This is a genomic window from Clostridium fungisolvens (assembly GCF_014193895.1).
GTDB lineage: Bacteria > Bacillota > Clostridia > Clostridiales > Clostridiaceae > Clostridium_AR > Clostridium_AR fungisolvens.
In genome coordinates, this window is record NZ_BLZR01000001.1 from 2396376 (window position 1) to 2414860 (window position 18485).

The window sequence follows — 18485 nt, forward strand, 5'->3', positions numbered from 1 at the left end:
ACACCAACCTTCAGGTCAATTACATCTTATATTTATAAGTATTTTTAATAAGACACTATTATACCCTAAACTTAGATTATCTACCTAGTATTAATATTATATCCAAATCCTTGCTAAAATAAAAGTGAAGTGTCAAGTTATAGAACTTCTATTTCATCTCTTAGAAATACTCTTACTGAAAAAAGCAGTAAAAATGATAAGATATATAAAATAGTAGCAAATGATGTTGCCATTTTTACATCAGTCTGCATGTATGTATAAATTTGAAGTGGAATTGTTCTGGTCTGATTTAGTATATTACCTGCAAACATCAATGTGGCCCCAAACTCTCCTATGGATCTTATAAAACTTAATATTAGGCCAGAAATTATAGTTCTTTTAAGCATAGGCATTATTACTTTAAACACTGTCTCAACACGTCCAGCCCCTAAAACATAAGTAACTTCAAAGATTTCTTTTGGTATATCACTAATTGAATTAGAAAGCACTTTCACATAATAAGCCGAAGACACAAAAAACTGTGCTAAAATAACAGCAATAGGAGTAAAAACTATCTCTATTCCTATCTGATTTAATAATTTTCCTATAACTCCATTGTTTCCAAAAGTTAAAAGTAGCGCAACCCCAACTGCAGCTGGCGGTAAAACTATAGGAAGCTCTATTATTATGCTTATAAGCTTTGAAAGATTTTTATTTTTTATAGTCCTTAAATAAAATGCTATAGTTGTACCAAAAACAAAAGTCATCAATAACGAAATGCTAGATGTATAGAAAGTAAGAATTATACTTGATATATTGTCTTTTATATAAAACATCTCAAGTATATTATATATGCCTGAATATCTGATCATAGCAGTTACTGGTAGTATAACAATTGCTAGATATATAAATATAATAATTCCAATAGGGAGAACCAAAATCTTACTTAATATTCTGTTGTTAGTTTCATTTCTTATTCCAGGGAATTTCTTATTAAATAAACTATCTTGTACCATAAATCTCCTATGTAATAAATCAGTATTACTATCAGTAAAACTAGTTATAAAAATTTTCTCGCCAGTATCTGTTAGATCTTAAAAGTAAATTTTTAATCCCAGTAGTACCCCTTTATTATTGTATTTCAAACCCATGTTTTTTTAATATGTCCTTTCCTTTACCTTCAGTTATATATGTAATAAACTCTTCAGCTTCTTCTTTATTCTTAGAAGCTTTTAACTTTGCTATGGGATACTGAACTTTAATATTATTAAACTCACTTGTTTCTACTAAATAAACCTTATCTTTATTAGCTTTATTTATGTCAGTCTTGTATACGACTCCTGCATCAGCTTCACCAAGTACAACCTTTGCTAAAACATCCTTAACATTTAGTTCATTACTTTTAATGTTTGACTTAATAGCATCATACGTATGCGCATCAATCAAATTTTTCTGTTTTTGTTCTTCTAGTACTTTATAAAAATAACTTCCTACTGGCACAGTTTTATCTCCAATTATAAGTTTCAAATCATTTTTTGATAAATCCTTAAAATTACTCACAGATATTTTACTAGTTTTGCTTACACATATCACAATTTTATTTTCAGCAAAAAACTTGAAATCATCAACCTTATTACTTTCCTTTAACTCATCCATATAATTTGTATTTGCAGAAGCAAATATATCTGCTGGACTTCCCTGATTTATAGACTGAGCCAAAGCTTGACTACCAGCAAAATTGAATATTACGCCAATTTTCTTATCTTCTTCAAACTTTTTTCCTATGTCGTTGAAACTTTCAGTAAGACTAGCAGCTGCAAAAACCATTATCTTTTTATCATTATTGTTTGTTATATTTTTAGACTCTTTAGAACATCCAAGCACATTAATAGCTACAGCTACTAAACCAACTAAAGCTACAACTAGTTTTGATCTTATTGTCATATTGCCTTCTCCTGCTACATTATTTCAATGGTGTCTCCAGGTCTTATAATTCCACTTTTTATTATCCTTGTAAAAATGCCTTCAGTTGGCATTATGCACTTTCCTACCTCATTCTTGATAGCACAACCCTTATGGCATTCTTTACCTATTTGTGTTACCTCTTGAATAGTTGCCCCTATCTTGAGCCTTGTTCCTATAGGAAGCTCATGTAATACTATACCTTCGGTGGTAATATTTTCTGCAAATTTTCCTGGTGTCAAATCCGGAACTCCGAACTCTATCATTTTATCTATGCTTTCTTGTGCGAGAAGGCTTACTTGTCTATGCCATTTTCCGGCATGGCCATCTCCTTCTAATCCATGTTCTTCTTTAAAAAAGCCTTCATTTATAGGTGTCTTAATTACACCTTTTATTTCACTTATATTGATAGATATTACCTTCGCCATATAGCACTTACTCCCTTCAAGCATTTTTTATCTAATGTAATCCCCACTTTTGCCGCCTGTTTTCTTCATCAGTTTTATATCAGTTATTATCATATCCTTATCCACAGCCTTACACATATCATATATAGTAAGAGCTGCAATGTTCACAGCAGTTAATGCTTCCATCTCTACACCAGTTTTTCCTATGGTACTTACTGTTGCTTCTATATATATTTCTTCTTCCTTAACATCAAACCTTATATCAGAGCCAGTTAAAGGTATATTGTGACACATAGGTATAAGCTCCCAAGTTTTTTTAGCTCCCATAATCCCAGCTATTTGAGATACTGCAAGTACGTCACCTTTCTTAATTAGTCCTTCTCTTATTAGCTTTACAGTTTCGCTTTTCAGCTTTATTATAGCTCTAGCTACTGCCACCCTTTTTGTATCATCCTTCTCAGATACATTAACCATATGTGCTCTTCCTTCTTCATTAAAATGTGAAAACTCCATATTTACCCTCCAATTGCAGTCATTTCTCTTTCTATATACTCTTCAGCCTCAAGGCAGTGTTCCTTAGGTTTATGCTTTACAATATCATATATTATCTCAGTTATATCTTGTCCATCTCTTATCAAGCCTTTAATATCTATTTCATGATTAGAATGAAGGCATGTTTTTAGCTTCCCATCTGCAGTTAGCCTTATTCTATTACAATTGCTGCAAAACTTACAGGAAATCGGGTTAATTAGTCCAACGTTTCCTTTTCCATCAGAAAGTCTATAATATTTTGCAGGCGAAGATATATCCTTTGACTCTATTTCAATAAGTTCCGGAACTTTTTTTAGTATATTTTCGTTACTTAAATATCTATCAAGGGACCAATGTCTTACTTGCCCAATTGGCATAAGCTCTATAAATCTTACATCAAATTCTTCATTTTTTGTTAAATTGACAAAGTCCATTATTTCATCTTCATTAAAATCTTTTATAAGAACTACATTTAATTTTATAGGTGTAAGCTTAACTTTTTGAGCTTCTTTTATACCCTCAATCACCTCTTTAAGTTCGCCACCTTTTGTTATTTCTCTATATTTTTTATCATCTAAAGTATCTAAGCTTATATTAACTCTTGTTAGACCTGCTTCCTTTAAGTCCTTTGCATACTTTTTTAAAAGTGTTCCATTGGTGGTCATCGCTATCTCCTCAATACCTTTAAGCTTAGAAAGCTTTTCAATAAGTGTTATTATACCGGCTCTAACTAAAGGCTCTCCACCAGTTATCCTAATCTTATTTATACCCAAAGAAACAAATTTCTTTACTATTTTTTCTATTTCTTCAAATCTTAATATTTCATCATGGCAGGCTTTCTTTATTCCTTTTTTAGGCATACAATACTCACACCTTAAATTACATAAATCTGTTACTGAAATCCTTAAGTAATTTATATTACGACCATATGAATCTATCATTTGTATAACCTCCATGAAAATTCTAAAAGTATTTTTAAATTTTAGTTTTATTACAAATACCGAAATATTTGTATATCTAGAGGAAAAGCCTTAAATTCGTATCGATTAAAACTATAGATGAACCACTTCGTAATAGAATTTATATTTTTAAATTCTCTCACCAGAACCCGTGAGTGTTTTAAAAATAGATTTCGGATCGAACTCGTTCATCTTTAATAACTAACTTTGCTGATATGTAAGTATGTATCTATCCAAATCCTCTTTTGTATTCAAATTCATAAACATTTCAAAGCTGTAATCAAAACTTTTTACTTTCTCTTCTTTAATATATAGTGTATCTGAAGCCTTAATTAAATATTTAAGTGATCTTTTATCTTCTTGTATCATCTGTTCTACTTTTTGAAGCAATGATTTTGAATAAAAGGCGTTAAAAGGTTCTATATAATTTTCTCTTTCAACTATACAGCATTGTTTATTTTCCTCTATTAATCTATCCTTCATAAACTCTATAAACTCGAGATTAATTATAGGCATATCGCAAGCAATAAAATATACATATTGTCCTTTTGCAGCCTTAAGACCTTCATAGATTCCTGATATAGGCCCAATACCTTCTACTTTATCCGAAATCACTTTATATGGGCTATCCCTATAGTAATCAGGTTTATTGCTTATTACTATGACTTCTTCAAAATTAGTGTATAATTTTTCTGCCACTACATCAATGAGCTGTTTATCTTCAAACTTTAAAAACTGTTTGTCAAAGCCCATTCTAGAACTTTTGCCTCCAGCTAAAATCACAGCGGTCTTAAATATATTTAATTTTTCTAATCCATTATAATACATTTCTCTTCTACCATAAGTCCTGATTGTGGAACTTTTTCTCCGTTCTTTTTATCTCTTCTTTCATATATATCACAAATTGACTAATTATTAAGCACTTTTCATCCCATAAACTTTTTATTTCTGCTACCTCAAAAGCATTTACCTTTGAACTTTTATTAATACAACATTTCCAAAGATGATTTACTTAAATATGAATCTTCCTCGTATTGTTTGTCCAGCATTCATCTCACTATACTCTTCTGGTACGATTAATACCCCATTAGCTTTGCTTATTGTTGTAAGTTTGTTAGAACTTTGAGAACCAATATTATAAGCATAATATTTATCATCCCTTTTAACTATTTTCACATATAGAAGTTTTACTCTGCCCTTTCTTACTTTAAAATCTTCTCCTAATATAATTGGAAAGTCTTCTTTCATGCAATCAAGCTTACCTAAAACTTTATTGCAAAGTGGCTCTATAAATTGTTCAAAGGTAGTTATTGCTGAAAGTGGATTACCAGGAAGACTAAAGAAAAACTTACCATTAAACACAGCGAAACTTATTGGTTTTCCAGGCTTTATAGCAACTGAGTCAAACTTTATCTCAGCTCCGATTTCCTTTAATATGGTTTCAACAAAATCATAATCCCCAGCAGAAGCTCCACCAGAAGTTATTACTATATCTGTTTTTTCAAGTGCTTCTTCTATAATTTTCTTAAGTACAGCTTTATCATCCTTTACGACACCATAAGAAATAACCTCAAGGCCTAAGCTTCTTATCATTGAAGTTATTGCGTATTCATTACTATTTCTTATCTTACCTTTACCTATATTTTCATCTATATCAACAAGTTCATCTCCAGTTATAATAAGTCCCACAACAGGTGGTTTATAAATCTCAACTGTTTTATAACCTAATGATGCAAAAAGCCCTATTTCTGCCGGTCTTATTTCAGTTCCTTTTTTAAGAACAATATCACCAGGCTGAATTTCTTCACCAAACTTTATCACATGATTATCTTTTTTAACTTCATTATATAAGTAAACAATATCACCTTCAGTTTTAACCTTTTCAACTTCAATGACACAGTCAGCCTCCATAGGAATTGGAGCTCCAGTCATTATCTTATAGGCTTCTCCTAAGTTTATGCTCTCAGTACACCACTGCCCAGCCTTTATTACTCCCCTTACCTTGAACCCTCTTGGATTTTCTTCAGTTATTCTTTCCGTATCAATACTTCTTACTGCATATCCATCCATTGCTGACTTATCAAAAGGAGGAAGACTGTCCTTAGATAATATGTCTTCAGCTAAAACCAATCCATTACATAAAAGTATTTCTCTATTTTCTTTACCTATTGGCTTAGCTTCTTCAGAAATTATTCTTAAAGCATCACTTACACTAATCATCTCAAATTTCCTTTCGTCACTAATTCTAATAATACAGCATCTAAATCTTGTTGTTCTTGAAATTGATTTTGAAGCCTTTATAGTAAGTTTGTTACAATTACATTATCAAATAAAAGTTGTACTTTTTTTAATTTCTTTGCTGATATAAAAGAGTACTTTCATTATTAATCAAATAAACTATCATAGTACAAAACTTATTATAAGCTAATTTTCATTTTTTTTATATGTATTTAATACTTCGCTCCTAATAACCTTTTGTTATTAAGAGTTATGATACACATTTCTATTGTAACGTTCTTTATTTACAAAAGATTTCAATATAGTATAATTAAAGAGTTTTAATAATATTAAAAACATATTATATGAAACAAAGTTTAACTAAAAACTAACTTTTTTGATTAAATAAGTGCAAATTTAATTTTAAAAATTTAGAGTTATTTATTATATAGATTTTAGAACACATTGGAGGGAAATGCCATGATAAAAACCGCAATTTTAACTATAAGTGATAAAGGATCAAGAAACGAAAGAGTTGATACTACAGGTCCAGCTATAAAAGACCTCTTAGATAAAGATTATTACTCAATTGAATACTATAAAATTATCCCAGATGAAATAGATATTATAAAAAAAGAACTTACATACTTATGTGATGAAATGAAATTAAATTTAATATTAACGAATGGTGGTACTGGTTTTTCCCAAAGAGATGTTACTCCTGAAGCTACTTTGCAAGTTATAGATAAGCAGGTTCCAGGTATTGCTGAAGCAATGAGAGCTGCATCTATGAAGATTACCCCTAAAGCTATGCTTTCTAGAGCGGTTTGCGGTATAAGAAAATACTCCTTAATAGTTAACTTACCTGGAAGCCCAAAAGGTGCTGTAGAAAATTTGGAAGTTATTTTACCTGCCCTTCCACATGGAATACAGATACTCACTGGACAAACTTCTGAGTGTGCAAGATAAGATATACTAATAGTATTTTTCTCTAGTACAAATTATTTTTGAAATAGTATCAATTATAGACGTTTATGAGTTTGAATTAATTTAGAGTTTGTAGAAAATTTGCTAGCATATCACACGTATTTGAACTAAACAATAAACTAAAACTGATTTAATAATAAAAAAGGGGCTAATTACAAGTATCTAATGTAACTAGCTCCCTTCCATAAGTTCCAGCATATCATCTGTATTAGAGGAAAATTTATCAGCTCCAGTTGTCTTCCACAATTCAGGATTATTCTTAAAAGCACCTCCTCCTATTATAATTTTAGGGGGACTGTCCTTAAACTCCTCCTTGATTGCTTGTATCAGGAATTTCGCAGACTCCAAATGATATTCCATTGTCACTGATATAGCTACTAAACTTGGTTTTTCTGTGTCTACGGCCTTTATAAGGCTTTGCACCGGAACGTTTGACCCTAAATAAACTGTATTCCATCCTTCAATTTCGAGCATGTCTAAAACCATTTTCAAGCCAATATTATGCTGTTCTGGACCAGCAGTAACTCCTATCACAGAATGTGATTTACGCTTCTTCCTTTTTTCTCTAGCCTTTACTTCTCTCATAACATCTAAGGTAACCTCTGAAATAAAATGTTCCTGCCATACATCTATTTTACCTGATTCCCAAAGGCTACCTATTTCTTTTAAAGCCTTTTCAAAAATATCAAAGTATATAAATCCCATGGGAAGTCCTTTTTCATAGCACTCTATAACTAACCCTCTAGCAGCTTTACTTTTTCCTTCTAAAAGAAAAGTTAAATAATTCCTATATAAATTTTCTTTATTTTCAAGATCAGTTTCGTAAACTTCACTTAATTTGGCCGGACCTTTCATATTTGAGTCTCTTTCTTCTCTACCTAATAGATAATCGAGACTAATTTCAAAAATATCAGCCATTTTTTGTAGCATTTCTGCGTCTGGAATTCTTATTCCATTTTCATAATTTGCTATTGTTGTTTGCGCCACTCCTAATAACTCAGAAAGTTGTTTTTGCGTATATTTATTTTTCTTCCTTAAGTTCTTTATATTAATTGAGATTAAATTTCTCATTTTACTCACCTCTAAAGAAATTTTAACACACTTCGTAATACTTTTACTAATTATATATTGATTAATTTCATTTTGTGGTATATGATTATATTATAAATTAATTAATAATTATTATCAAGTAATATATATTGAACAGAAATTAAATTTAGGAGGTAAAAAAATTGAAATTAGCATTTAAAATTGCAGTAAGATTTCTAAAATCAACTAAAGGCCAAACAGCTTTAATAGCACTAGGAATAGCAGTTGGTGTCTCAGTGCAAATTTTTATCGGTTCTCTAATACAAGGACTTCAAAAGAGTTTAGTAAATAAAACTATAGGTAATTCCTCTCAGATTACAATAAGTTCAAAATCCTCTGATAAGTTAATAGATAATTATGACGCTATTGTAGATACAATAAAAAACTCTGACGACAGAATAAAAAATCTTTCTATAGTATCAGATGGGCCCGCACTAATTAAAAACAATTCAAAAACATATTCTATCCTACTCAGAGGAATGAATATTAACGATTCGGATAAGATTTATAATATTAAAAGTAGTGTTTATGAAGGATCTATTCCTAAAAATGAGTTTGAAATATTAGTGGGGAAAGATCTAAGAGATGAATTAAATCTGAATATAAATGATAAAGTAGATGTTATTACAAACTCAGGTAAACTCAATACTCTAACAGTTACTGGATTCTATGACTTAAAGATATCTACAATTAACAAGTCATGGTTACTAACAGATTTATCTACCGTAAAAAAACTTTTCTCTACTGGAAATAAAATAACTGGAATTGAGATGCAAGTAACAGACGTATTCAAAGCTGATGAAATAGCTTCAGATATCTCAGCAAAAATAGATAATGATATGGTAAAAGTAGATAACTGGAAAGCACAAAATGCATCACTTTTAAGTGGACTAAACGGGCAAAGTGTATCAAGCTACATGATTCAAGTATTCGTTATGATTTCTGTTGTCCTAGGAATTGCCAGCGTGCTAGTTGTAACTGTGGTTCAAAAATCTAAGCAAATCGGTATCTTAAAAGCTATGGGAATTAGGGATTCGCAATCTAGTTTAATTTTCTTATTTGAAGGCTTTTTACTTGGAATCATGGGAGCAATTTTAGGTGTTATTTTAGGTTTAGTCTTAAGCTATATATTTACTAAATTCGCTGTAAATCCTGATGGAACTCCAGTTGTAGAACTTTATATCAGCTATAAATTTATAGGTGTTTCAGCACTAATAGCTCTGCTTGCTTCTACCCTTGCGGCATTGATTCCAGCAAGAGGATCATCAAAATTAAATCCAATCGAGGTGATTAGAAATGCATAATGTGATTGAATTAAAAAATATAAATAAAACCTACGGCTCAGTAATAAAAACTAAGGTGTTAAATGATATTAATATCTCTTTTGAAGCAGGAACATTTAACTCTATAATCGGTGCATCTGGAAGTGGTAAGAGTACTCTTCTTAATATAATGGGTACTTTAGACAAACCAACCAGCGGTGAGATTTATATAAATGGTATGAGAACTGATAACATGAAAAAAAATGAACTTGCTTCTCTAAGAAATAAAACTATTGGATTCATATTTCAATTTCACTACTTGCTTCCTGAATTTACTGCTCTAGAAAATGTGCTTATGCCTTATATGATTGGAAACTCAAAGCCATCAAAGGAAATCAAAGAAAAAGCTAACGAGCTTATAGAGTTAGTTGGACTGACCAAAGTAAAGAATAACTTAGCTACAAATATGTCTGGAGGCCAGCAACAAAGAACTGCTATAGCGAGGGCATTGATAAATAACCCTAAAATAGTTCTAGCTGATGAACCTACTGGAAATTTAGATTCTGAATCAACAGAAAGTATCTATACTCTTTTAAGAGCCATAAATGATAAACTAAATACTACTTTTATAGTTATAACTCATGACAATAGAATTGCTGAAAAGGCGGATAGAATTATCGAGGTTAAAGACGGAAGAATTGTTATGGACACTAATAGAAGAGATACTGCAATTGGTCTTTAGATTTGCTTTCACAAATATATAATTTGATCGGAGAAGATACTAATTCTTCTCCTTTTTACTGTATAAAAACATGAGATTCTCAAGTTTAACTTAATGTGTAATTCCACAATAACATAATTCCAAAACATCGTTCATTAAAAAATTTTATCATAAAATATTATTATCAATTAATGTATGGTAAAATATTATGGTCATTATATTGATTTTCCACTTCACCTTAGAATTTTTTTAAGTGCCCTCAAAAACCAGAGGAGTTTTTAAAACAATCTTCATTTTGAAGTGATACATACTTAACAAAGGAGTGGTTTCTTAATGGATTCACGTAAAAACAGCATAATCACAGCATTAATGGTAGCAATGTTTTTAGGCGCTGTTGAAGGTACTGTTGTAACTACAGCGGTTCCATCAATAGTAAAAAGCTTAAATGGCTTCGAACTTATAAGTTGGGTATTTTCTGCGTACATGCTCACTTCAGCTATATCTACCCCTGTTTATGGAAAACTATCTGATTTGTATGGAAGAAAGCTGATGCTTTCAATTGCTATATCTATATTCTTACTTGGTAGTTTCTTGTGCGGATTCTCAACTAATATGTATTTACTGATATTTTTCAGAGCCTTACAAGGACTTGGAGCTGGTGGTATCTTTACAATAAGTTATACTATTGTAGGAGACGTGTTTACCCTTGCAGAAAGAGCAAAAGTTCAAGGCTGGTTAAGCTCTGTTTGGGGAATAGCAAGTTTAGTTGGACCTTTCTTAGGAGGGTTTTTCATTGATTACTTAAGCTGGAATTGGATATTTTTTATTAATATTCCTTTTGGGATACTATGCATTATATTACTACAAAAGAACTTACAAGAATCTTTCGAGAAAAAAAGCCATAAGATCGACTACATAGGGACAATCACTCTTTCTTTCGCAATTTTGTTTATATTACTTAGTATATTATTTGCCGAAAAAAGTCATAGTTTATTTTCTAATAATATAATTGTTTGCCTTATAATATCAATATCAATGTTAGTATTATTCTGTAAGGTTGAAAAGAAAGCAGAAGAGCCTATAATACCTTTTGAGATCTTTACTAAAACAAATACTGTAACAAATATAATAGGTTTCTTAGCTTCTGCTGTACTTATAGGCTGTGATGTATACATGCCAATATATATACAGAACATACTTGGAAAAAGCGCCACAATTTCTGGGCTTTCTCTTGCACCAATGTCTATTTCCTGGTTAGTTGCTGCAGTTGTTTTAGGAAAAGCTATTACAAAATATGGAGAAAGAACTACAACAATATTCTCTTTTATAGTTTTGATAATAGGTTCAGTACTTCTTGCTACTCTCGGTGCAAACTCACCCCTATTTTTATCAATGACTTATACATTTATATTAGGGGCAGGTTTTGGAGGCGCTTTTACTATAATCACAATAATAGTACAATCCTCTGTAGAATTTAACATGAGAGGAGCAGCTACCGCTTCAAACACTTTACTTCGTACATTAGGTCAGACTATTGGAGTTAGTGTTTTTGGAAGCATGTTTAACCTTAGCATAATAAACTATTTTAGTAAAATTGGAATAACTAATATAGACCCTAACAACCTTTACACTTCTGCTGAAGGAAAAATTAAGTATACAGTTGATAGTGTAATCAATTCACAAATCAGTGGTATAAAAAGTATATTCTTTATATTAGTTATAATTTCCGTAGTGTGCTTAGTTCTTTCCTTTATGCTTCCTAATAAGCTAAAAAAAATTAATGATATTAACCAAGATTAAGATTTATTTAATTAATGACAGACAAGAGAGTATGCTTGAAAAGTTTTTCAGGTTTACTCTCTTATTTTATATAGGATTCCTAGTTCAACAATTAATTTATGCATGCCTACAAAATCTTGGTGGTTGATTTTAGAACAAGTATAAGTTAAGTTTCGATATATGAACTCCATATCAAAACTAACCTTTAAAAATAAACTCCTTATGAAGCACCCAAGTATTATTCTCCCACTTATAAATAGATATATTGTCAAAGCTACTTTCAAATTTACAAGGTATTTCTGTAACATACTCCCATATATATTGATATATTGGTTTTATATTTTTTGATGCAACAGTTATGTGAAAGGCTTTTTCCTTTCCTTCCTTTCCCTCGAAATTTATAAAACTAAATGATTGTAAAACATCAATTACTTTATCATGTATCTCTTTTCCCTCATCAGTCAGTTTCATGCTCATATATACAACTCTATTATCAAAATGATCAAATCCATCAATTGTTAACGGAGTTACTTTACTTTGTTCGCATAAACCTTTCAGTTGGTCTTCCATTTCTTTTATACTACCCTCATACTCAAATGGAGCTTTTATTGTAAAATGTGCAGGTAACTTTGAAGATTTCGCTTTGAATTTATTAAACATTTCTTTTCTTAAGTTATTATTAAAATCTCCTGCTTTTCCTTTAATAACTGAAACAATAACATATCTCATAATTAGTTCTCCTCTTACTTACATTAATTTTTTGTTAAACCAAGTTCTAATTTCATTCATATTTAAATCATTTTACTCCTCGCTTAAAGCATTTATATAAAACTTATTTACAATAAAAACATACATTTATATTATTATATATTTGATAATATTTATTATATAAATATATAACCAAAACTTTTATCTAATACTTATATAAAACCATAAAAAGATATTTTTATTATTCTTACTTCTAATAGTCTTGCTATTGTTGATATTTTATATATTGTTCCTCAAGTTTTCAATAACTTAACAGGAATAGTTTCGCCTCAAAAACAAAGAATATTACTGGAGGTGATTTGATATGCAACAAGCTAACGGCAAGAAAAAATTAGGTGACAAAAAAGCTTATCTAAATAAATATAAGAATTCAGAACCAAACCCTGTAAACACAAATGGAGATAAAGATATGAGAGAACCTGTAAGAGGTTTACCACAAAGATAATTTGGGACATGTATAATTTGTAAATTTTGATTACATAAATGTGGAGGTGTATATGTCATGCAAAGCACAAATCATATAAATAAACCAGTTCATAAAGATCACGGTAAAGGTAAAAACTACAATCCAAATCCTGTGAAGATTGTCTGGAATAAAGATGCAAAGAAACCAGTTAGACATTCACCTGAAGAGTATCTTTAAGCTTATTTAACAGTTAAATCATAAAAAACTATAAAAAAAGAAAGGATGTAAGCAAGGACTTTCTTAAGGTCTTATGTTTTACAGAACGGTGGCTAATTATGACTCAAAAATTAGGGAAAAATAATAGAACCGGAGAAAAATCTTATTATAGAAATAGAGATAATAAATCTGCAGCTAATCCAGTAAATGCTGAATTTAATGAAAATACAAGTATGCCTGTAAAACATCTTCCAAAGCAATAGCATAAGATAAAATTAATGTGTATAAATTCACAAAATTAGGTAGCTATTTACTAGCTACCTCTTTTATAGTGTTTATTGATCTTAGTGGCTATCTTTATTTTATGGTGTGTTAAAGGATATCACCGAAATTAATTAGTTTTGAATAGTATACAATATAAACGTTTATTTAATAATAATTGTAAAATTACCCATAAACTTATATTTATGATATAATTTTTTGTGAAATTATTTTTTAGGAGGCACTATGAGCAAAGTTTATTTCGTTCGTCATGCACTTCCAGACTTCAACGTACATGACGATTTAGTAAGACCTTTAACTGAAGATGGAGTAAAATCAACCTATAAAGTAACCGATTTTTTGCAAGATAAGAAGATTACTAAAGCCTATTGTAGTCCTTACAAAAGATCACTTGACACCATTTTAGATTTTACAAACAAGAATTGTTTGGAAGTATTAATAATTGATGATTTAAGAGAAAGAAAGATAAGTAATTCTTGGATTGAAGATTTCCATACCTTTGCCCGAAATCAATGGGAGGATTTTAACTTTAAATTATCAGAGGGTGAAAGCTTGAAGGAAGTTCAGAATAGAAATGTACAGGCTTTACATAGTATACTAGAAAAGCACCCAGAAGAGAATATTGTGATAGGAACTCATGGGACTGCTCTTGGTACAATTATAAATTATTATGATAAAAGCTTTGATTATAATAGTTTTTTGAGAATAATAGATCTAATGCCCTTTATAGTTTGCATGGAATTTGAAGGAATAAGTTTAGTAAGTTTAGAAGAATTTGTATTGTAATGATTTCTGTTCAATTTAACTTAAACTTACTTTTGTAAGTACAAACCTGGAACTTCTTAATATATTTTTTTCAAGTTAAAATAGATTCTTAAAAACCACGGTGTTTCTATATCATACTACTAAACCACCTTATTAACCAAAACCTAAAAATTATTTATTTTTAAATAAATCAATTGGCCTACAGAGAAATCGCAAAACTCCGTAGGCCATTGATTTAATGATGAACTCCTCTACCCATAAAACTTTCCACAAATTCCGCTAGTTTCTAAGCAGAGTTTTAAAAATATAAGTTTAATTGTAGAGTTGTTCATATATATGGAATTAAAGCAAAATGCTTTAATTGGGGGCTAATTTATTATATTTTCTTAAAGCTCTTTTGCAGTTTTAATAACATTATCTACTGTAAAGCCAAATTCCTTGAAAAGTATATCTCCAGGTGCTGATGCTCCAAAGGTATCAATTGAAACAACTTTACCATCCAATCCAACATATTTATGCCATCCAAATGAGGATGCTGCTTCAACTGCAACTCTCTTTCTCACTGCCTTTGGCATTAACTTTTCTTTATATTCTGCTCCTTGAGCTTCAAAAACTTCTAAAGATGGTATTGAAATTACTCTTGCATCAATTCCTTCTTCCTTAAGCTTTGACTGAGCTTCGTATATTAACTCAACCTCTGAACCAGTTGCCATAAGAAGCATATCCGGTACTTCTTTTTCACTATCCTTTAATATATAAGCACCCTTTAAAGCTTCTGGTGATGTTTCATTATATAAAGGAAGATTTTGTCTTGATAGTACTATGGAAGTAGGACCATCTTTTCTCTTTAATGCATGTAGCCATGCAGCAGCAGTTTCCTTTGAATCGGCTGGTCTAAATACATGCATATTAGGTATGCTTCTAAGCATTGCTAATTGTTCAATTGGTTCATGAGTCGGTCCATCTTCGCCTACTCCAATACTGTCATGAGTTAATACGTAAACTACTGGAATCTTCATAAGTGCTGATAGTCTCATTGAAGCCTTCATATAATCACTGAATACAAAGAAGGTTGAAACATAAGGCACAAGACCTCCATGAACTGCTATACCATTAGCTATAGCTGCCATTGCATGTTCTCTTACTCCAAAGTGAAGATTTCTTCCGCTTCTATCTTCCTTTGAGAAATCTCCTTTTCCCTTCATATAAGTTTTTGTAGAAGGTGCAAGGTCAGCAGATCCACCTATTAGATTAGGTACTAAATCCATTAATCTATTTATAACTTTTTCTGAGGATACTCGTGTAGCAAGCTTACCTTCAAAAACCCAATATTCTTCATTTGAAAGCAAATCTGCTTTAACTTCTCCACTATTCCAAAGCTCCCACTCACTAGCAAGTTCTGGATATTCCTTTTTATAGCTCTCGAAAAGTTTGTTCCATTGTTCTTCTGCTTTAGTTCCTCTTTCTATAGTTTCACTTAAATGTTCTCTAACTTCTTGTGGAACATGAAATTCTTCTTCATAACTCCAACCTAAGAATTCCTTAGCTTTTTTAATATTTTCAACACCTAGAGGTTCTCCATGTACTGAAGAAGTTCCTGCTTTAGGTGAACCATATCCTATTACGGTCTTTACTATAACTAAAGATGGTTTTTCAGTTTCCTTTTTAGCTTCTTCTAGTGCTTTTGTAATTGCAGCAACATCATTTCCGTCTTCTACTGTAAGTACTTGCCATCCATATGCTGCATATCTTGCTCCAACATCTTCTCTGAAGGCTATATCTGTATCTCCTTCTATAGAGATTTTATTTGAGTCATATAATACTACAAGCTTACCTAATCCTAAAGTAGCAGCTAGCGAAGCTCCTTCACCAGTTATACCCTCCATCATATCACCATCACCAGATAAAGCGTAAGTGTAGTGATTAACTATTTCATAACCAGGTCTATTGAATTTTTTAGCTAAATAGCTTTCAGCCATAGCCATACCAACTGCATTAACCTGACCTTGACCTAGAGGTCCAGTTGTTATTTCAACACCTACAGTGTGACCATACTCTGGATGCCCAGGAGTCTTGCTATCCTTTTGTCTAAAATTCTTTAAATCATCAACTGTAAGTCCATATCCATATAAGTGTAAAAGTGAGTATAAAAGCATTGAACCATGTCCAGCTGATAGCACGAATCTGTCTCTGTCGAACCATTTAGGGTTCTTAGGACTATGTTTCATAACCTTATCAAAAATGGCATAAGCCATTGGAGCTGCTCCCATTGGCAATCCAGGATGACCTGAATTAGCTTTTTGTACAGCTTCTGCTGAAAGTAATCTTATAGAGTCTACGGTTAAATTGTCAATATTTTTACTCATTCTATCTCCTCCGTTTTTAGCCAAATATAGCTTTCCAGTCATTCATGAATTTTTCTATACCACTGTCTGTTAATGGATGCTTAATCATTTGATTTATAACACCAAATGGTACTGTTGCAATATGAGCTCCTGCTTTCGCAGAATCGATTATATGTGTAGGATTTCTTATACTTGCAGCTATTATTTCTGTCTTTATATTATGCACATTAAATATAGTAGTTATTGCTTCAATTAAGTCCATTGGGTTTGTAGTAATATCATCTAGTCTTCCAAGGAAAGGACTTACATAAGTAGCTCCTGCTCTTGCAGCAAGCAACGCCTGACCTGGGTTAAATATTAAAGTTACATTAGTTTTAATTCCTTCGCTTGCTAATACCTTTGTAGCTTTTAAGCCTTCTGCAGTCATAGGTATCTTAACAATCATGTTTGGATGAATTTTAGCAATTTCTCTTCCTTCTTTAACCATACCATCTTTTTCAAGACTTATTACTTCCCCACTTATTGGACCGTCAACTATTGAAGTAATTTCTTTAATAACTTCGTTAAAATCTCTGCCTTCTTTTGCAATCAAGCTTGGATTGGTTGTTACACCACATATGACTCCCATCTCATTTGCTTCTCTAATCTCATTAACATTAGCTGTATCTAAAAATAATTTCATAATTCCGACTCCTTTTTATTATACACTTTATTTTCCATAATACTTAAAGTAAATGTTATTTTTATATAAAATATAATTTATACATATATTTATTTAGATTTGACTTTCAAAACAATGAAATACTTATTTTTGACCGTAGTAAGCATTACTTCCATGCTTTCTATAATAGTGCTTGTCTAACAAATATTGATCTAAACTTTCTATTTCTTTATTTAAAGTAACAGTATGATAAGCCATGTTACAAGTTTCTTCAAGAACAACTGAATTTACTACTGCATCTTTTGGAGTTTTTCCCCAAGTAAAAGGTGCATGACAGCTTACTAGCACTCCTGGAATGGCCATCACTTCTCTATCTCCTAAAGTTTCTATTATCACTTTCCCTGTATTACCTTCATAATCTCCTTCTATTTCTGCTTCAGTGAGTTTTCTAGTACAAGGGATATTACCATAGAAATGATCTGCATGAGTTGTACCAAGTGCTGGCATTTCCTTAGAAGCTTGTGCCCAAATGGTAGCCCATGTAGAATGCGTATGAACAATCCCACCTATATCTTTATATCTTTTATATAGTTCTATATGAGTTGGGGTATCAGATGAAGGTCTTAAATCGCCTTCTACTATGTTTCCTTCTAAGTCGAGAACTACTAATTTGTCAATAGTTAACTCCTCATATGGAACTCCACTTGGTTTAATTACAATTAAGTTCTTTTCTCTATCTATTCCACTTACATTGCCCCATGTGAATTTAACAAGGTTGTACTGTGGAAGCATAAGATTAGCTGCTAAAACCTGTTTTTTTAACTCTTCTAACATTTTTACCTCCTTAAGATAAATAAGATTAGATATATATATTGCAGATAACTTATTAGTTACAGCTGATTTAACAATGATATAAAAACTAAAAGATTATCTATAAAATATCTATTGGATTACGTCATTTTAAACCTTTTCAAATTGATGAGTATTTAATAACTAATTTTAAAAAACATTTTACTATAGAACTCTTGTTTATCATAAAAGCCTATTGTTATTCATACAAATACGCCTTATTGTACGTACAAATATTATTAAAAAAATATATGTAAAATATATTAGCTTAGCTTTTTACAGCTAGCTAATTATATTTTA

At 30.9% G+C, this 18485-nt stretch carries 20 protein-coding genes; 8 read left to right on the forward strand and 12 right to left on the reverse strand.

The features are described 5' to 3' along the window. Positions 1-137: 137 nt before the first annotated feature. The 7 genes from bsdtw1_RS10260 to bsdtw1_RS10290 all read right to left on the reverse strand — a co-directional run bounded on the left by bsdtw1_RS10260 (position 138) and on the right by bsdtw1_RS10290 (position 6058). Positions 138-995: an ABC transporter permease gene (locus bsdtw1_RS10260; RefSeq protein WP_183277481.1), complete on the reverse strand. Its 858-nt coding sequence runs from the start codon at positions 993-995 to the stop codon at positions 138-140. 115 nt (positions 996-1110) lie between these two features. Next, complete coding sequence (gene modA, locus bsdtw1_RS10265; RefSeq protein WP_183277482.1) at positions 1111-1923, reverse strand: molybdate ABC transporter substrate-binding protein; 813 nt, start codon at positions 1921-1923, stop codon at positions 1111-1113. A 14-nt stretch (positions 1924-1937) separates the two neighbouring features. Then, a complete protein-coding gene (locus tag bsdtw1_RS10270; protein WP_183277483.1) occupies positions 1938-2369 on the reverse strand; it encodes an MOSC domain-containing protein in 432 nt (143 codons plus the stop codon). Between the two features lie 27 nt (positions 2370-2396). Then, a complete protein-coding gene (gene moaC, locus bsdtw1_RS10275) occupies positions 2397-2861 on the reverse strand; it encodes a cyclic pyranopterin monophosphate synthase MoaC (RefSeq protein WP_183277484.1) in 465 nt (154 codons plus the stop codon). A gap of 2 nt (positions 2862-2863) precedes the next feature. Continuing rightward, a complete protein-coding gene (gene moaA / locus bsdtw1_RS10280; protein ID WP_183277485.1) occupies positions 2864-3820 on the reverse strand; it encodes a GTP 3',8-cyclase MoaA in 957 nt (318 codons plus the stop codon). Between the two features lie 219 nt (positions 3821-4039). Then, positions 4040-4666, reverse strand: a complete 627-nt coding sequence (mobA, locus tag bsdtw1_RS10285) for a molybdenum cofactor guanylyltransferase (protein WP_183277486.1) — start codon at positions 4664-4666, stop codon at positions 4040-4042. A 180-nt stretch (positions 4667-4846) separates the two neighbouring features. Continuing rightward, on the reverse strand, positions 4847-6058 hold the full coding sequence (locus bsdtw1_RS10290; RefSeq protein WP_183277487.1) for a molybdopterin molybdotransferase MoeA: 1212 nt from the start codon (positions 6056-6058) through the stop codon (positions 4847-4849). Between the two features lie 477 nt (positions 6059-6535). Here bsdtw1_RS10290 and bsdtw1_RS10295 point away from each other — a divergent pair, with 477 nt between their 5' ends. Beyond that, positions 6536-7024, forward strand: a complete 489-nt coding sequence (locus bsdtw1_RS10295) for a MogA/MoaB family molybdenum cofactor biosynthesis protein (protein WP_183277488.1) — start codon at positions 6536-6538, stop codon at positions 7022-7024. 189 nt (positions 7025-7213) lie between these two features. Here the strand turns inward: bsdtw1_RS10295 and bsdtw1_RS10300 are convergent, their stop codons facing one another. After that, positions 7214-8113, reverse strand: coding sequence for a helix-turn-helix domain-containing protein (locus bsdtw1_RS10300; protein WP_183277489.1), 900 nt, complete (start codon positions 8111-8113; stop codon positions 7214-7216). A 161-nt stretch (positions 8114-8274) separates the two neighbouring features. Between bsdtw1_RS10300 and bsdtw1_RS10305 the strand changes: the two genes are divergently transcribed. The 3 genes from bsdtw1_RS10305 (at position 8275) to bsdtw1_RS10315 (ending at position 11914) form a co-directional block, all read left to right on the forward strand. Continuing rightward, the gene (locus tag bsdtw1_RS10305; RefSeq protein ID WP_183277490.1) at positions 8275-9435 is read left to right on the forward strand and encodes an ABC transporter permease; all 1161 of its coding nucleotides are present in this window, start codon (positions 8275-8277) and stop codon (positions 9433-9435) included. Next, entirely contained in the window at positions 9428-10135 is a 708-nt protein-coding gene (locus bsdtw1_RS10310; protein WP_183277491.1) for an ABC transporter ATP-binding protein, read from the forward strand. The genes bsdtw1_RS10305 and bsdtw1_RS10310 overlap by 8 nt, the downstream gene beginning before the upstream one ends. Before the next feature lie 312 nt (positions 10136-10447). Next, on the forward strand, positions 10448-11914 hold the full coding sequence (locus bsdtw1_RS10315) for an MDR family MFS transporter (protein WP_183277492.1): 1467 nt from the start codon (positions 10448-10450) through the stop codon (positions 11912-11914). Positions 11915-12091: 177 nt separating this feature from the next. Here bsdtw1_RS10315 and bsdtw1_RS10320 read toward each other — a convergent pair whose 3' ends face one another. Beyond that, positions 12092-12622 carry a 2'-5' RNA ligase family protein gene (locus tag bsdtw1_RS10320; RefSeq protein ID WP_183277493.1) on the reverse strand — a complete coding sequence of 177 codons (531 nt, stop codon included), beginning with the start codon at positions 12620-12622 and terminating at the stop codon, positions 12092-12094. 343 nt (positions 12623-12965) lie between these two features. On the opposite strand from bsdtw1_RS10320, the gene bsdtw1_RS10325 reads away from it, so the two are divergent. The 4 genes from bsdtw1_RS10325 to bsdtw1_RS10340 all read left to right on the forward strand — a co-directional run bounded on the left by bsdtw1_RS10325 (position 12966) and on the right by bsdtw1_RS10340 (position 14351). Continuing rightward, positions 12966-13106: a hypothetical protein gene (locus tag bsdtw1_RS10325; RefSeq protein ID WP_183277494.1), complete on the forward strand. Its 141-nt coding sequence runs from the start codon at positions 12966-12968 to the stop codon at positions 13104-13106. Between the two features lie 57 nt (positions 13107-13163). Beyond that, complete coding sequence (locus tag bsdtw1_RS10330) at positions 13164-13304, forward strand: hypothetical protein (RefSeq protein ID WP_183277495.1); 141 nt, start codon at positions 13164-13166, stop codon at positions 13302-13304. A 98-nt stretch (positions 13305-13402) separates the two neighbouring features. Then, positions 13403-13546, forward strand: coding sequence for a hypothetical protein (locus bsdtw1_RS10335; protein ID WP_183277496.1), 144 nt, complete (start codon positions 13403-13405; stop codon positions 13544-13546). A gap of 244 nt (positions 13547-13790) precedes the next feature. Further along, positions 13791-14351, forward strand: coding sequence for a histidine phosphatase family protein (locus tag bsdtw1_RS10340; RefSeq protein WP_183277497.1), 561 nt, complete (start codon positions 13791-13793; stop codon positions 14349-14351). A 365-nt stretch (positions 14352-14716) separates the two neighbouring features. Here bsdtw1_RS10340 and tkt read toward each other — a convergent pair whose 3' ends face one another. The 3 genes from tkt to araD form a co-directional block, all read right to left on the reverse strand. Then, entirely contained in the window at positions 14717-16696 is a 1980-nt protein-coding gene (gene tkt, locus bsdtw1_RS10345; protein WP_183277498.1) for a transketolase, read from the reverse strand. Positions 16697-16712: 16 nt separating this feature from the next. Further along, positions 16713-17357 (reverse strand): fructose-6-phosphate aldolase, encoded by a 645-nt coding sequence (fsa, locus tag bsdtw1_RS10350; RefSeq protein WP_183277499.1) that lies wholly within the window; start codon positions 17355-17357, stop codon positions 16713-16715. A 123-nt stretch (positions 17358-17480) separates the two neighbouring features. After that, positions 17481-18170 carry an L-ribulose-5-phosphate 4-epimerase gene (araD, locus tag bsdtw1_RS10355; RefSeq protein ID WP_183277500.1) on the reverse strand — a complete coding sequence of 230 codons (690 nt, stop codon included), beginning with the start codon at positions 18168-18170 and terminating at the stop codon, positions 17481-17483. Positions 18171-18485: the final 315 nt, after the last annotated feature.